The 16,059-nt window shown below is 45.8% G+C and carries 12 protein-coding genes, 1 rRNA gene and 1 riboswitch; of the genes, 9 read left to right on the top strand and 4 right to left on the bottom strand.

Annotated elements, in window-relative coordinates; genetic code table 11:
• Nucleotides 1–11: 11 nt before the first annotated feature.
• Nucleotides 12–2,435 carry a glycerol-3-phosphate 1-O-acyltransferase PlsB gene (gene plsB, locus INR79_RS17190; protein WP_223095253.1) on the bottom strand — a complete coding sequence of 808 codons (2,424 nt, stop codon included), beginning with the start codon at nucleotides 2,433–2,435 and terminating at the stop codon, nucleotides 12–14.
• Nucleotides 2,436–2,764: 329 nt separating this feature from the next.
• On the opposite strand from plsB, the gene lexA reads away from it, so the two are divergent.
• The 3 genes from lexA to dinF all read left to right on the top strand — a co-directional run bounded on the left by lexA (nucleotide 2,765) and on the right by dinF (nucleotide 5,660).
• The gene (gene lexA / locus INR79_RS17185) at nucleotides 2,765–3,382 is read left to right on the top strand and encodes a transcriptional repressor LexA (RefSeq protein WP_004404532.1); all 618 of its coding nucleotides are present in this window, start codon (nucleotides 2,765–2,767) and stop codon (nucleotides 3,380–3,382) included.
• A gap of 63 nt (nucleotides 3,383–3,445) precedes the next feature.
• Nucleotides 3,446–4,261, top strand: a complete 816-nt coding sequence (locus tag INR79_RS17180) for a class I SAM-dependent methyltransferase (protein ID WP_223095251.1) — start codon at nucleotides 3,446–3,448, stop codon at nucleotides 4,259–4,261.
• Nucleotides 4,262–4,304: 43 nt separating this feature from the next.
• Nucleotides 4,305–5,660 (top strand): MATE family efflux transporter DinF, encoded by a 1,356-nt coding sequence (dinF, locus tag INR79_RS17175; RefSeq protein WP_223095249.1) that lies wholly within the window; start codon nucleotides 4,305–4,307, stop codon nucleotides 5,658–5,660.
• Between the two features lie 45 nt (nucleotides 5,661–5,705).
• Here the strand turns inward: dinF and sthA are convergent, their stop codons facing one another.
• Nucleotides 5,706–7,103 (bottom strand): Si-specific NAD(P)(+) transhydrogenase, encoded by a 1,398-nt coding sequence (gene sthA / locus INR79_RS17170; protein ID WP_004404537.1) that lies wholly within the window; start codon nucleotides 7,101–7,103, stop codon nucleotides 5,706–5,708.
• Between the two features lie 298 nt (nucleotides 7,104–7,401).
• Here sthA and fabR point away from each other — a divergent pair, with 298 nt between their 5' ends.
• Nucleotides 7,402–8,028, top strand: a complete 627-nt coding sequence (fabR, locus tag INR79_RS17165) for an HTH-type transcriptional repressor FabR (RefSeq protein WP_022551820.1) — start codon at nucleotides 7,402–7,404, stop codon at nucleotides 8,026–8,028.
• 4 nt (nucleotides 8,029–8,032) lie between these two features.
• Complete coding sequence (locus tag INR79_RS17160) at nucleotides 8,033–8,404, top strand: YijD family membrane protein (protein WP_004404541.1); 372 nt, start codon at nucleotides 8,033–8,035, stop codon at nucleotides 8,402–8,404.
• A gap of 46 nt (nucleotides 8,405–8,450) precedes the next feature.
• On the opposite strand, the gene trmA is transcribed toward INR79_RS17160, so the two are convergent.
• A complete protein-coding gene (gene trmA / locus INR79_RS17155) occupies nucleotides 8,451–9,560 on the bottom strand; it encodes a tRNA (uridine(54)-C5)-methyltransferase TrmA (protein ID WP_223095247.1) in 1,110 nt (369 codons plus the stop codon).
• Nucleotides 9,561–9,762: 202 nt separating this feature from the next.
• Nucleotides 9,763–9,970, top strand: a riboswitch (cobalamin riboswitch).
• Between the two features lie 65 nt (nucleotides 9,971–10,035).
• Between trmA and btuB the strand changes: the two genes are divergently transcribed.
• The 3 genes from btuB to murI are packed head-to-tail and all read left to right on the top strand — an operon-like array spanning nucleotide 10,036 to nucleotide 13,434.
• Nucleotides 10,036–11,874, top strand: coding sequence for a TonB-dependent vitamin B12 receptor (gene btuB, locus INR79_RS17150; protein WP_022603181.1), 1,839 nt, complete (start codon nucleotides 10,036–10,038; stop codon nucleotides 11,872–11,874).
• Nucleotides 11,875–11,908: 34 nt separating this feature from the next.
• A complete protein-coding gene (locus INR79_RS17145; protein WP_223095245.1) occupies nucleotides 11,909–12,595 on the top strand; it encodes an adenine nucleotide alpha hydrolase in 687 nt (228 codons plus the stop codon).
• A gap of 41 nt (nucleotides 12,596–12,636) precedes the next feature.
• The gene (gene murI, locus INR79_RS17140; RefSeq protein ID WP_410482887.1) at nucleotides 12,637–13,434 is read left to right on the top strand and encodes a glutamate racemase; all 798 of its coding nucleotides are present in this window, start codon (nucleotides 12,637–12,639) and stop codon (nucleotides 13,432–13,434) included.
• Here the strand turns inward: murI and INR79_RS17135 are convergent.
• Nucleotides 13,406–13,849 (bottom strand): RNA recognition motif domain-containing protein, encoded by a 444-nt coding sequence (locus tag INR79_RS17135; protein WP_223095243.1) that lies wholly within the window; start codon nucleotides 13,847–13,849, stop codon nucleotides 13,406–13,408. The genes murI and INR79_RS17135 overlap by 29 nt on opposite strands.
• A 608-nt stretch (nucleotides 13,850–14,457) precedes the next feature.
• Here INR79_RS17135 and INR79_RS17130 point away from each other — a divergent pair.
• A 16S ribosomal RNA gene (locus INR79_RS17130) occupies nucleotides 14,458–16,009 on the top strand.
• Nucleotides 16,010–16,059 lie beyond the last annotated feature (50 nt).

Genomic DNA, 16,059 nt, shown 5'->3' with positions numbered 1-16,059 from the left:
GAGAAATGCCATTAACCTTCTGACTGACGGCTTTCCTGAATGGTCAGTTTGACTTCGGTTGGCAGCAACTTCGACAAGGTGCAAGCCAGCTCCTTTGTTTTGGACAGGTCGCACTGACCATCTAAATCCAGATATTCCTGATCTTTTAGGGTACTGAATAGTGCCGCAAACACCCCTTTATCAAAAAACTCAGGCGCATTGATACCATGCAGTCGACCAAGGCGCTGAGCGACTTGCTGGCTGCGTTGCTCCAGCTCTGCTCTGCCTAACTCAGGGGCATCTGCCAGTTGAGTAATGGCAATGGAGTAGCGCTGCAACGTTTCCTGAATTGTACGAGCGTACAAAATCAGTGACTGAATGCGCTTCTGGCTAATGGACACAGTATCGCCATCCAGATACACAATCTCCTGTCTCGCGAACTCAGCAACGGTTTTTTCCACAACGTCAGCGATGTCGTCTTCACCGTAATGTAAGAAAAGCTCTTTCTTTAAGAACGGATATAAGGTCGTGACGATTTCCGTCAATTTGGACACCGACAAGCTTTCGTGCTGAACCACCGACTGAGCGATCAGTGATGGAATGGCGAACAGGTGAATGATGTTATTGCGGTAATAGGTCATCAAAATTGATTGCTGGCGATCCAGCGACACGATATCGCCCATGGTATCGGGCTCTATCACAAACTTGTCCAGCCCGACGGCATGCTTCACTAGCGCTTCAGCATCCGTATCGGGTGTGGTGCTAGTGCTGGAATAAGGCACCTGTCGCAGAAGTGCTAAATAGCTGTCTATCTGCAGAACAAGTGTGTCGTGTGACAGTGCACGCTGGCGAGAAGCCAGCAAAGCCAGAGCACACAGAGTCAAAGCATTGGTCGCTGCTGCATCGTTGATGTGCGTCATCATCTTTTCAGCCAGCTGATTCACGACTGGTGTCATCCACTGAGGTTTCGGACTATCTACCGGGTCGATGTCGTTTGTCCATTCAGGCACGTGCTCATTCAGATACTGATTGAGCGGAATGGGTTCACCAAAATTCACATAACCCCGACCAAAATTGCGAAGCTTACGCAGAGTTTTAAGAACCAGACCCGCATTCTCTTTCTCTTTGCGTTTACCTCGAAGCTCTTTGGCATAGGTCGAGACTTCCATTACGTGCTCATAACCGATGTATACAGGAACCAGAGTCACAGGGCGGTTCAAACCTCGGAGCATAGCTTGAATAGTCATTGCCAGCATGCCGGTTTTCGCCTGAAGTAAGCGACCGGTACGAGAGCGACCACCTTCACTGAAATATTCCACTGAGTAACCTTTGGCAAACAGTTCTGCCAGATATTCACGGAAGATAGTGGAGTAAAGCTTATTGCCTTTAAAGCTGCGACGAATAAAGAACGCACCACCACGACGGAAAATCGGTCCTGCAGGGAAGAAATTCAGATTGATGCCAGCGGCAATATGAGGTGGCACCATTCCTTCCTGATAAAGAACATAAGACAGCAACAGATAGTCCATATGGCTGCGGTGACAGGGCACGTAAACAATCTCGTGACCATCCTGGGCGAGTTTTCGCACCGTTGATGCATTGTTGATGTTCAAGCCTTGATAAAGCTTATTCCACAACCACCCCAAAAAGCGATCACCTTTCTTTATTAAGGAGTAAGAGAAGTCCGCAGCCACTTCATCCATGATGGTTCTGGCTTCTTTTTCAGCCTTCTCAATGGTGATGCCTTTGCTCTTGGCTTCATCCTCGACGGCTTTCTTTATCGCTTCTGAGCGCAACAACCGTTGAAACAGAGCCTGACGCTCAGGCAAGTTTGGTCCTGAAGCAGCGAGTTTCTGACGAGAAAAGTGAATGCGGGCAACGCGCGTTAATTTATGCGCAATTTCTTTGTCGGTGCCGTGACTGTCTGCCATGAATCGAAGAGACACAACGGGGCTGAATCGGACTAGACAATCGCGACCAGAAAGCAAAAGTGCTTTTGCTTTCTGTGGGCCATTCATACTTTCCAGATAAGGCTTCTGACGGTCTTCTTTACCGGGTTTTCTTCCCCACATCACACTGACAGGAATTACCTGAACATCCAAATCGCTGTCATCGGTGTGCAGTTTTAGCAGTTCCGTAAACAGGTCAACCGACTCTGATGGCGCGTCATGATCATCCTGAATCAAGGTTGGGCGTGATGAGGTAAACACAAACCGACCAAATGGCTGACCATTTATCTCCAGCGCAGATAGCGGATCTGGGAGTCCGAGTTCAATGGCGTATCGCTGAAATGTCAGCAAGTCGACGTTGGAGCGAAATGGGAGTGCGTAAACAATGGGCTTAGTGATATCAATGCCCAAATCTTCCACTGGATTTGATGGGATGGTCGTGCCTTTCACCAATACGGAAAGCGGCAGTTTCATCAAAGTTCGAGAAAGCGTTTGTCCAGAAGACATAGTGAATGTTTGCCTCAGCATGTGTGTGACGGTGGTTATGTGTTTAAAACATGACCACCTGAATAATTGCGCAGCAAGGATAGCAGAAACTGGTCTAACCTTTTATCCCATTTTTGTAATATCTCATCTGCATAACGGTGGATCCCGCTTTTAATACCCATTGCACAAGTGGTGATTGTAAAGATGCCAATTCAGAAAAGTGTAGTGGATAAAATGGCATGAGAAGTGAAGGTAAAAAGACAAATCCGTTAAAAAATAAACAATTGTCTTTGAAATCGTTCAGTTACTGGATATACTCACAGTTAACTGTATAAAAAGACAGGTGAGACATGAAGCCACTAACGCCGCGCCAACAACAAGTCTTCGATCTGATTAAAGATAAGATTGATGCATCAGGTATGCCCCCGACTCGTGCTGAAATCGCACGTGAACTGGGGTTTCGTTCTGCAAATGCCGCTGAAGAACACCTTAAAGCGCTTGCCAGAAAAGAAGCCATCGAGATCATTCCCGGCGCTTCACGAGGCATCCGAATTCTGCTTGAAGATGATCCGGAAGAAGAAGGTTTGCCTTTGATCGGTCAGGTTGCGGCAGGTGAGCCTATCCTGGCACAAGAGCACGTAGAAACGCATTACCAGGTCGACCCTGCGATGTTTAAGCCTCAAGCGGATTTCTTACTTCGTGTTAACGGGATGAGTATGAAGGACATCGGCATCATGGATGGCGATTTGCTGGCTGTTCATAAAACTCAAGATGTACGCGATGGTCAGGTTGTCGTGGCTCGTGTCGATGAAGACGTAACGGTGAAACGCCTTGAACGTAAAGGATCAACCGTTCTTCTGCACGCTGAGAATGAAGAGTTTGAACCGATCAAAGTGGATCTGACTGCTCAGCACCTGGCAATAGAAGGAATTGCTGTTGGCGTCATCAGAAATGCAGATTGGATGTAATTAAATTTTGCATTATTAAATGATAGTCATTATCATCTAGCTATTATTGTAGGGAAGATGATAATGACTCAGCCACATTTCAAGCGACCTAAATCGCACTATCGCATACCAGCGAATCTGCTTCAGCCAATGTGGCTGCGAAGCAGAGAGAGCTTAGTTGACGATGGTTTGGTTTATGATCCTATTGCTGCCAGTGCATGCCAGCGATGTGAGCTTGCGCCTGAATGTTTGGCTGGAGATGTCGATCAGAAGCAGTTACTAAACGCAACACTCACACAGTTGTGTGATGAACGAGTGAAAAACTTCTTAATCGACAACCCAGAAGCGTGGGTACTGAACGTAGGTGCTGGCTTGGATACCCGCTTTTATCGTTTAGACAACGGTCGATGCCACTGGCTTGAGCTGGACATCAGTGAAAACCTGTTATGGCGTCAAAAACTCTTTCACCCTAGCGAACGTTATCAACTGAGATGCGGCAGTGTTGTTGATACCAATTGGTTAGGCGATTTACCTGTCCCCGATTCCTCTCCTGTATTGATTGTTTGTGAGCACGCTTTGCTTGATTGCGAAGAAGAGCAAGTCGCTAAGTTTTTTCAAACCTTAGGTCGACGTTTTATACATGCCCAAGCGTGTATTGTTGTGGCGGGCGATCTTGCCAACTCACATTGGGGGAAAAAGCTGGGCGGTGGTGGCTACAAGCACGCCATAAGACAGCCGAAGGAAAAACTCTTGAGCTGGCTCCCTTGGTATCAATGGGCAACCGTTCATTCTCCAATGGATAAAAACTGTAGCCGCTGGAAACGCTGGCAGCGTTTGTTGTCAAAAATGTCCTTCTTCAAACACCGAATGACACCGGTCTTACTCCACATGCGATGGTGATTGATTAATCAACCACTAACCGCTAACCTCGTCGGCATAAACGATGAGGTCATCTGTGTTTAAATCCCAACTTTCATTCTTATCTAATTGGTCACTGCACAGACAAGTGCTCTGGCTTGCTATTCCAATGGTGCTCTCCAACATCACTATCCCATTATTAGGGCTGGTGGATGCGGCGGTGATCGGTCACCTCGAACACGCCTGGTATTTAGGTGGCGTCGCACTAGGTAGCACGATGATCAGTGTTGCTTTCTGGTTGCTTGGCTTTTTGCGAATGGCGACTACCGGGTTAACCGCCCAGGCGAGTGGAGCGAAAAACGGGGAAGAGCTTTGCCGAGTGCTGATGCAGGGGCTGACGATGGCAGGGCTGTTTGCATTTGGCTTTCTGCTCCTGTATCCGTGGATTTCTGATTGGGTATTTACTTTCAGTGATGCCAGCGAACAAGTGAAGCATTACGGTCAGCAGTATTTTGCGATCCGTGCTTGGAGTGCGCCTGCTGCCTTGGCTAACTTCGTTATCCTAGGCTGGCTTTTGGGAACGCAAAATGCCAAGGCACCAATGTGGATAGTGATCGTTTCCAATCTGACCAATATCATTCTGGATGTGATATTTGTGATTGGTTTAGGCTGGAAAGTCGAAGGGGCGGCATTGGCGTCTGTATTAGCCGATTACTCTGGTATGACACTGGGGTTGTTTTTTGTTTTCAAAACCTGGTCTCGCCTTACATTGCCATCCCCCTTGTCTCAGCTTCCATTCTTAAAGCATGGGATGGGCAAATTTGTCCGCCTAAATCGTGATATATTTCTGCGATCTTTATGTTTGCAAGCCACATTCAGCTTTATGACCTTCCAAGGGGCAAGCTTTGGCGATGACGTAGTCGCAGCTAATGCCGTTCTGATGAGCTTTCTTATGATGATTTCCTATGGCATGGACGGTTTTGCGTATGCGATGGAAGCGATGGTCGGTAAGGCAATTGGTGCAAAAGACGAAAGACAGCTCAAACAATCCTTGGTAGGCACATTTTTCTGGAGCCTGATCATCTGTATCTGTCTAACGTTTGCTTTTGCGTTGGCGGGATCAGGGTTGATCAGTCTGATCACAGATATTCCAATTGTTCGGCAGCACGCTAATATTTATCTGCCCTGGCTGATAGCCATGCCATTGGTCTCCATGTGGTGTTTTCTACTCGACGGCATATTTATTGGTGCTACGAAAGGAAAAGAGATGCGCAACAGTATGTTTGTCGCAACGTGCAGCTTTTTCCTGGTGTTCTACGCGTTTGCTGGTTTTGGAAACCATGCGCTCTGGATGGCCATGTTGAGTTTTATGGGGATGCGTGGACTTGGGCTCGCCGTCGTTTTCGCGTGGCAGTGGCGCAGAAATGCATTCCTTGCCTAAAAGAAAGGGTCAGCAAGTAGCTGACCCTTATCGATTTAAATCCAATTAAAATAAACGGTTAAGACCATTTAATGCTGCCACACGATACGCTTCCGCCATCGTTGGGTAGTTAAAGGTCGTATTCACGAAGTATTCAATTGTATTGGCTTCACCTTTCTGTTCCATGATGGCTTGCCCGATATGAATGATTTCAGCAGCGCGCTCTCCAAAGCAGTGGATACCGAGGATTTCTTTGGTTTCGCGGTGGAAGAGAATCTTCAGTGAGCCAATGTCCTTGCCTGCTATCTGTGCGCGAGCCAGGTGCTTGAAGGAGGAACGTCCCACTTCGTAAGGTATTTTTGCCGCCGTCAGCTCTTGCTCTGTTTTTCCTACAGAACTGATTTCCGGAATGGTGTAAATGCCTGTTGGGATGTCTTCAATCAGGTGGTTGTCGGCTTGCCCTTTGGTAATGGCTTGTGCAACAAATCGTCCCTGGTCATAAGCCGCACTGGCAAGACTTGGGTAACCAATGACATCGCCGACGGCATAGATATTCTCTACCGAAGTCTGGTAATTGGAGTTAACGGCAAGTTGACCACGTGAGTCGGGCTTCAGACCAACAGCTTCGAGGTTTAGCTTATCTGTGTTACCTGTTCGACCATTGGCATAAAGCAAGCAGTCAGCACGCATCTTTTTACCGGACTCAAGGTGAATGATCACACCTTCGTCTGTACCCTCAATTCGCTCATAAGTTTCGTCATTGCGAATAATGACGCCACTGTTCCAGAAGTGATAAGAAAGCGCATCAGAAGTTTCATTATCCAGAAAAGAAAGTAAGCGATCTCGAGTGTTGATTAGGTCTGTTTTTACGCCTAACCCACGGAAGATAGACGCGTACTCACAACCTATGACGCCTGCACCATAGATGATGATATGACGGGGGTCGTGCTCCAGTGACAATATAGAATCGCTGTCATAGATACGATCGTGACCAAAGTCGACATCTGCTGGACGGTAAGGCCTGGAACCTGTGGCAATCACGAATTTGTCTGCAGTGTAGTGCTCGACGGTGCCATCCGGTTGGGTGACAGCGACGGTGTTGCCGTCTGTAAATGTCGCTTCGCCGAAAATAAGGGAGCATTCGTTACGGTCGTAAAAGCCTTGTCTCAAACGAGTTTGCTTGTCGATAACGGTTTTTGCATGCCCTAAGATATTGGAAAATGTAGAGTGTAGGCTGGAATTATTGTGGCAAAAGAGAGGGTTACTGTTGAATTCGATTATACGGCTTACCGCATGTCTCAAAGCTTTGGACGGGATAGTACCCCAGTGAGTACAACCGCCGCCAACACTGCTCTCTCGCTCAATGATTGCAACATTTAACCCCGCCTTTGTTAAGCCCATTGCTGCCCCTTCACCACCAGGACCGCTGCCTATTACTATTGCATCAAAGTGCGTTGAGGTCATATATTTGCCTTTTGTTATGATTGTTAACATTGCTATAGCGATATTTTAACGCTTTCATTTTACAGGTAAATGCTCTGACCAATAGACAGTGGAGAGGATCACGTTGTGTTTCACTCTGAAACTGTGAACTGATTAGTAACTTCGAGTAGCGAGCAAGCAATTCACTTAAAAATCCGTAAAGTAACAACCTTTGTCTCATAGACTATGCTGGCATTCGAGGTATAGTAAGGCTTGCCTTTTCGGTCAGTGTCTTTATTAAGCGTAGTTAAGAATGACAAACGAGAAAAATAAAAAGAGCATGGGTGTCCGTGCTCAACAAAAAGAGAAAACCCGGCGCTCATTGATAGATGCGGCTTTTAGCCAGTTGAGTGCCGATCGCAGTTTTTCTAATCTAAGCTTACGTGAAGTGGCGAGAGAGGCGGGCATTGCGCCAACGTCTTTTTACCGTCATTTTAAAGATATGGATGAACTGGGTTTAACCATGGTTGATGAAGGCGGATTGCTGCTTCGTCAACTGATGCGTCAGGCAAGACAGCGCATTGCCAAAGAAGGCAGTGTGATTAAAACCTCGGTCGATACTTTTATGGAATTTATCGAGAGCAGCCCAAACGTATTTCGTTTGTTGTTGCGTGAACGCTCTGGCACGTCATCTGAATTTCGTGCAGCAGTTGCCAGAGAAATCCAGCATTTTGTTGCTGAGCTGACGGAATATCTGGTGGGTAATGGTGTCACAAGAGAAGAAGCCTTTACTCAGGCAGAGGCGTCGGTAACCCTGGTATTCAGTTCTGGAGCAGAAGCTTTGGATCTGGAAGGGGATGAACGCGATGAGTTGGCCAATCGTCTGATTACCCAGCTCCGCATGATTGCAAAAGGTGCCCATGTGTACCGTAAAGAACGTGAACTAAAAAAGAATAAGGCAGGATAAAGCAATGTCTACTGAAGCTCCAACGGCCGATAAAGGCTCAGAAAAGAAAACGCTCATTTTGGCTCTGATTGCTGGTATGTGTGGTAACGCTTTGCTATCAGCTCTAACGGTTAGCGAAGTCGCTTTCTCTATTTTCCCAGTGATCGCACTGGTGCTTGCTGTACAAAACCTATACCAAGAATATTTACGTCATCCAGTGTCTGAAGACATCCCGCTCGTGGCGCTGGCGTGTTTCTTTGTGGGAGCATTTGGCTATTCAGCTTTTGTTGGTGCTCAGCACCCCGAAGCTGGTTCCAATTTCTTCTCTATCATGGTGACCTTAATACTCATGGTCTGGGTAGGGAAGAAGCTAGGCTACATTGCCAAGCCTCAATAAATCGACCAGATATAAAAAACCGCTCAGCTGAGCGGTTTTTTTTGCATTAAGCTTTTCTTTCCAGGAAAACACCCGCTTCCATATGGTGTGTATATGGGAACTGATCAAACAAGGCAAAGCGAGTGATATTATGTGTTTCACTCAGGATATCCAGATTCTCTTTAAGCGTATCTGGGTTGCAAGAGATGTACATAATTCGCTCGTACCCCTGAACCATTTTACAAGTGTCTACGTCCATGCCTGCGCGTGGAGGATCAACAAATATGGTGTTGCAGTTGTAGCTTTTCAGGTCAACGTTTTGCTGTTTCAGGCGGCGGAATTCTCGCTTACCTTCCATGGCTTCAGTAAACTCTTCGGCAGACATGCGAACGATTTGTACGTTGTCGATCTTATTGGTGGCAATATTGTATTGCGCTGATTCAACTGACGGCTTGGCCAGTTCGGTCGCCAGTACTCGCTCAAAATTCTGAGCAAGTGCTAATGAGAAATTGCCGTTTCCGCAATACAGTTCCAACAAATCGCCAGTGCTCTCTTGTGTACAGTCGACTGCCCACTCCAGCATCTTCTGCGCAACGATACCATTGGGCTGAGTAAAGCTATTTTCGACTTGCTGGTAAATGTAGGTGTCACCATTCACATTGAGCTTCTCAACGACGTAGTCTTGGTCGAGCACGATTTTCATTTTACGGGCACGTCCAATTAGGTTCAGATTAAACCCTTCATCATTCAGTCGTTGTTTGAGCGCTTTTGCCTCTTCAACCCATGCTTCATCTAACTGACGATGGTAAAGCAAAGACACCAGAATCTCGCCACTCAAAGTAGAAAGGAAGTCCACTTGGAATAGTTTACGGCGCAAGGTGTCGTTGTGTTTCATTGCATCGACAAGCAAAGGCATCAAGTCATTGATCAATCGGCTGGCAGCAGGAAATTGGTCGACGCGGTATTTCTCGCGCGTTTCCTGATTAAACATGATGTAGTAAAGCTCTTCACCTTCATGCCAAACGCGAAACTCTGCGCGCATTCGATAGTGTTGCTCTGGCGATTCAAACACCTCAAGTTCAGGGGCGTTAAACGGAGCAAACATCTCAGTCAGGCGCTGAGTCTTTTCTTCCAGTTGCGCTTGGTAGTGCTCTGGGTTTACATCAAGTGTCGCCATGAAGTCATGCCTTTTTTTGCTAGAAACAGGGAGCGCAGATTTTATTCAATCCACTTTATTTGTCCAGCACAGAGTTGTAAGTCGTCTGTCGGACCCATTCAGAATGCAGCTATTAGCTCTCTTGTGGTGGAAAAGTGTCCTAGTGATGAACTGCATAATAGCTTAGATGAAATACGTCTAGACATCTATTTGAAAGCAAACTAGTATCCTCGACCATGCTGGTGGTTGATATTTCAACTGAAAAGGGAATCTGGTGAAAATCCAGAACTGACGCGCAGCGGTAACAGAGAACGAACGCCCCGGAGAAATCCAAACACTGTTTTTCACCTAAAAACGGGAAGTGGGGCGCTAGGTACCCAATTGAGGTGTGCTCTTGAGTCCGAATACCTGCCAGCAGTAAGAACCAAGTGGATAAGCAGTGTGTATAAACATGAAGCTTGGTCTTAGAAGGATTCTCGCGATTTAGGAAATGACAATGAAAAAAACTCTTCTAGCAACCACAGTAGCGTCGCTGCTTACTCACGCCTCCATTTCTGTCGCTCAAGAAGCAGCAGAAACCGAAACTCTTGTTGTAACAGCTAACCGTTTTGAGCAAAGTACCCAATCAGTACTTGCTCCAGTAAATGTAGTGACTCGACAAGAGATCATTCAGACTCAGGCTAAAAGCCTTCCTGAAGTGTTGCGAAAGCTTCCTGGTGTAGAGATTGCCCAAAACGGTGGGCGAGGTCAGCTTGCGAGTGTGTACGTACGTGGTACTGGCTCAGATCAGGTGCTTGTGCTAATCGATGGCGTGCGTATGGCTAAATCTTCAACAGGAAGTGTGGACTTTAACCAAGTGCCTGTTTCACAAATAGAGCGAATTGAATACGTCCGTGGTGCTCGTGCTGCAATGTATGGCTCTGAAGCGATTGGTGGTGTCATAAATATCATCACTTATTCGAATACTAAGAACCAAGCTATATCTAACTTATCTGTTGGTGTCGGTAGTCGCAGCCAAGAGGCAAACTTTGATTCAGTTATTTCTACGTCTGAATCTGGCAAGCTTGCAGTAACTGCGGGCTATGAAAAAGATGAAGGCTATAATGTAAAACCAGTACCAGGTGTGAACGATGGTGAAAAGCATGGCTTTTCTTCCATCAATGGTTCATTAGGTTACAGGCATAATTTCAATGATGTTATAGAAGCATCTGTTTTTGCGCGTGTTTACGATAATACGTATCAATATGACAACAATAGCTCTAGCTCTCGTAAAACATCTGAGTCACATGTTTCAAGTCAAGTAATTGGCGGCTCTATTGGTTATACAAAAGATCAGCTTGCATCTACATTTTCGTACTCGAATGAGTTTGGACGTTCTAATACATCAAATCCATATGATCTAAGTGCTAGTGATCAATATCGAAATGTTTATAAGCAAGATAATGTCAGTTGGATCTCTAGCTATGAAATTAATGAGTCAACTCAGGTCTCAGGTGGTTTGGATTGGAGAAAAGACTTTTATAAAGACGATAAAGCAGATTCTACACAAGATCGTTCAAACACAGGTGTGTTTGGTGTGCTATCGACCAAACAAGAAATTGTGACAGTCGAACTATCTATTCGTAGTGATGACAACCAAGATTACGGTAGAAATACCACATATAATGCAGGATTAGGTTTCGACATTACTGAAAGTATTCAAGTCTTTGGTTCTTATGGCACGGCTTTTAAAGCCCCAACGTTATCACAACAAAATGGTTCTGCTTGGGTCGGGGAAAATAAAAGTTTAAAACCTGAATCTTCGAAAAACATAGATATTGGTGTTAAAGGAACGGTCAAGGATATTGATTGGGCTGTAACGGGATACGATATCAAGATTGATGACTTGATTGATTATGACGGTAATAAGCGACAATACGTAAATGTTGAAGGACAAACCCGAATCAAAGGTGTTGAATTAGAAGCTGCCTTTGAAACAGGTTCGATATTCCATGCGTTCTCTATTGACTTGAAAGATCCAAAAAATGATGAAGGCGAAATGTTGGCTCGTCGCTCAAAGGGCGCATTTAAATGGAATGTGAGTACTTCGTTTGACGATGTAGATCTATCATTGAGCTATCAGTATTACACAAAACGAAGAAATAGTGATTATGACGCAACTCCGATTTATCTGAAGCCGTATGATTTGCTAGATGCAGCAGCGACTTATTGGGTTGAGCCTAATGTTGCGATTCGTGGGCGTGTTGATAATCTACTAAATGAAAAGTACGAGACTGCTAACGGGTATCCGGCACCAGAACGTACTATCTACTTAAGCATCGCTTACCAATTCTAATTAATAGCCGCCTTCGGGCGGCTTTTTAATACCTATGAAGAAACAACCCAAAAAAGTCGTCATCAGTTGGTCGTCAGGCAAGGACTCAACGTTAACCTTAATACGTCTGCTTGAAGATCCTAATTATGAAGTTGTGGGGCTTTACACAACCTATGTCGGTGAAGAAGTCCCATTTCAAGTCACACCTATTGAAGTCGTTAAAATGCAGGCTGAATTGGCAAATTTGCCATTGGTACTGATTCAACTGCCTGAAGTTTTTCCTCCCAACGACATATATCAAAATGCCATTGTTCAGGGATTAGAAGAATCAGACTTAGAAATCGATGCTGTTGCATTTGGCGATATGTTTTGCAACGGCATTATTGAGTATCGCAAAAGCTATATAGAAAAAGCGGGATGGGAATGTGTTTTTCCTTTGATGGAAACACCAAGCATAGATCTAGCCAATGAGATACTTGCTCGGAGCATTAAAACCATAACCGTAACGATTGATGGTCACCGATTGCCTAAAGCATTATGTGGAAAATGGTACAACACAGAGTTCATTGATAACTTACCTGAGGGGATAGACCCTTGTGGAGAAAATGGAGAATTTCACACATTGGTGACATCGGCTTCATGTTTCAAAGGTAGTTTGTCGATTAAAGCTGAACAAATAGAAAGTGACGAACGCTTTCATCATTTAAGATATAAAGCGAAGATTGGCGAGCGTACACTTTAACAGTAAGATACGCTCAACTTATTGGTAGAGTGCAATCTGTTGTGGACATGAAATCAGAGAAAACAGTCTTAATTTTTGATTCAGGGGTAGGAGGTCTTTCTGTATACCAAGAACTTCAAACCCTACTTCCTCAATTAGACTACCTCTATTTGTTTGATAACGCCGCATACCCATATGGAGAGCTCGATGGCGACGTATTGATTCAAAGGGTTCAATCATTAATCTCTGAATATTGCCAACGGTATCGCATCGACTTAATCGTCATCGCCTGTAATACGGCAAGCACACTTGTTCTTCCTCACCTTCGTGCAAAACTAGCCATACCCGTTGTCGGAGTGGTTCCTGCAATCAAACCTGCCTCTCTGATTTCTGAAAAAGGAGTCGGGCTCATTGCAACACCAGCGACAGTCAGTCGCCGATACACGCAAGAACTCATCAAAGATTTTGCAAACGGTAAAGAAGTGAAGTTGCTAGGCTCAACAAAATTAGTAGATATGGCGGAAAGAAAGCTAAGAGGTATCCCTGTCGATTCAAAAGAGCTGGCTCAGGTATTGGCTCCAATCAATGGGGAAGTAGATACCGCTGTACTTGGGTGTACGCATTTCCCTCTGCTAAAAGAAGAAATCCAAGTCATTATGCCAGAAGTGACGTTGATAGATTCAGGGCAAGCGATAGCAAAACGAGTGTCTTATCTTTTACAGGAAGAGTCTGGTGAGGGAAGTGACAGGAAACATCGAATTTTTTGCAGTGCACCTCCTTTTGAAAGAGATGCACTGAACGAAACATTAAACCAACTCGGTTTCTCTGATCTTATTGTTCAGCCGAGTCAGGATGTTTAGGGTCATTAGCAACCCTAACTTTAAGCGTTCTCTCCATATAATCTTGCTCATTCAAGCCTTGAATAACTTTGTCGGCATCCTCACGGGATACCACTACAAAACCAAAGCCTCTTCTTTTTCCTGTCCTTTTATCCTTCATTAACCTTACAGCGAACACTTGACCATGTTTTGAAAACAGTTGGCGGACATGTGTTTCATTTGCTTTATAAGGAAGGTTTCCCACATATAGAGTGGTTGTTGCGGATTTGTCGTCACTTGACTGCTCTGAAGATGGGTTAGAAAGGGAAAGGAGAAGCGCGCAAGTAAAAACACCAATAATAAAAGCGGTAGCGGGAGGGACTGCAATTTGTGAAAAGGCTGCAGCACCCAAAACTGCCAGTGCAATAACTAATAAATAAGATTTTTTTGAGTTCATATCTGAATACTACATTGAAATTGTGAAGTAATAAGATGCAATGCGCTATTAACAAAATAGACACACGGATCTTACGTTTAAGCATGATGAAATTCCAACCAATTGCTGTGATAGCCTTCAAATGTTGAAATTTTATTCGATAAACAGGCTTTTGGATGAAAAGTAGTCGCTTGGAAAATAAATTTCAAAAAAGACTTGTCATCGAAACACATCTCCCTATAATGCCGCCTCACCGACACGGAGTGAGACGAACATCACAAACCGAGCCGGGTAGAGAGGAAAAGAAAATTTCAAAAAAATCTTGACTCTCAAAATTCGGAGCGTAATATACGCACCCCTAACTGCAAGACGCAGAGCGGCTTAGTCAGTTAGAAAAAGCTCTTTAAAAATATAGACCTATCAATCTGTGTGGGCACTCGTTGATGATAATCCAAATAGATACTTCGGTATCAATTTAGGTTTCAATGAACTGAGTGACCATTCGAATTGGGAAGCAGCCTTGAGCTGTTTTGTTTTACTTTTTCAAAAGTGAAAACCAATAAGAGCACAGTCAATTCAAAACATTACTATGTAATGTAATCAGTATTCATTGAGCCGACCAAAATCTTAAATTGAAGAGTTTGATCATGGCTCAGATTGAACGCTGGCGGCAGGCCTAACACATGCAAGTCGAGCGGAAACGAGTTGTCTGACCCTTCGGGGAACGATAACGGCGTCGAGCGGCGGACGGGTGAGTAATGCCTGGGAAATTGCCCTGATGTGGGGGATAACCATTGGAAACGATGGCTAATACCGCATAATAGCTTCGGCTCAAAGAGGGGGACCTTCGGGCCTCTCGCGTCAGGATATGCCCAGGTGGGATTAGCTAGTTGGTGAGGTAAAGGCTCACCAAGGCGACGATCCCTAGCTGGTCTGAGAGGATGATCAGCCACACTGGAACTGAGACACGGTCCAGACTCCTACGGGAGGCAGCAGTGGGGAATATTGCACAATGGGCGCAAGCCTGATGCAGCCATGCCGCGTGTGTGAAGAAGGCCTTCGGGTTGTAAAGCACTTTCAGCAGTGAGGAAGGGTGTGTATTTAATAGATGCGCATTTTGACGTTAGCTGCAGAAGAAGCACCGGCTAACTCCGTGCCAGCAGCCGCGGTAATACGGAGGGTGCGAGCGTTAATCGGAATTACTGGGCGTAAAGCGCATGCAGGTGGTTTGTTAAGTCAGATGTGAAAGCCCGGGGCTCAACCTCGGAACTGCATTTGAAACTGGCAGGCTAGAGTACTGTAGAGGGGGGTAGAATTTCAGGTGTAGCGGTGAAATGCGTAGAGATCTGAAGGAATACCGGTGGCGAAGGCGGCCCCCTGGACAGATACTGACACTCAGATGCGAAAGCGTGGGGAGCAAACAGGATTAGATACCCTGGTAGTCCACGCCGTAAACGATGTCTACTTGGAGGTTGTGGCCTTGAGCCGTGGCTTTCGGAGCTAACGCGTTAAGTAGACCGCCTGGGGAGTACGGTCGCAAGATTAAAACTCAAATGAATTGACGGGGGCCCGCACAAGCGGTGGAGCATGTGGTTTAATTCGATGCAACGCGAAGAACCTTACCTACTCTTGACATCCATAGAACTTAGCAGAGATGCTTTGGTGCCTTCGGGAACTATGAGACAGGTGCTGCATGGCTGTCGTCAGCTCGTGTTGTGAAATGTTGGGTTAAGTCCCGCAACGAGCGCAACCCTTATCCTTGTTTGCCAGCACTTCGGGTGGGAACTCCAGGGAGACTGCCGGTGATAAACCGGAGGAAGGTGGGGACGACGTCAAGTCATCATGGCCCTTACGAGTAGGGCTACACACGTGCTACAATGGCGCATACAGAGGGCGGCCAACTTGCGAGAGTGAGCGAATCCCAAAAAGTGCGTCGTAGTCCGGATTGGAGTCTGCAACTCGACTCCATGAAGTCGGAATCGCTAGTAATCGTGGATCAGAATGCCACGGTGAATACGTTCCCGGGCCTTGTACACACCGCCCGTCACACCATGGGAGTGGGCTGCAAAAGAAGCAGGTAGTTTAACCTTCGGGAGGACGCTTGCCACTTTGTGGTTCATGACTGGGGTGAAGTCGTAACAAGGTAGCCCTAGGGGAACCTGGGGCTGGATCACCTCCTTATACGATGATTATTGCGATGAGTGTTCACACAGATTGGTACGGTTTATAAC

The organism is Vibrio sp. SCSIO 43132 (assembly GCF_019904195.1).
Classification (GTDB): Bacteria; Pseudomonadota; Gammaproteobacteria; order Enterobacterales; family Vibrionaceae; genus Vibrio; species Vibrio nigripulchritudo.
Note: the sequence above shows the minus strand (reverse complement) of the source record. Positions and strands in the feature narration are given on the sequence as shown.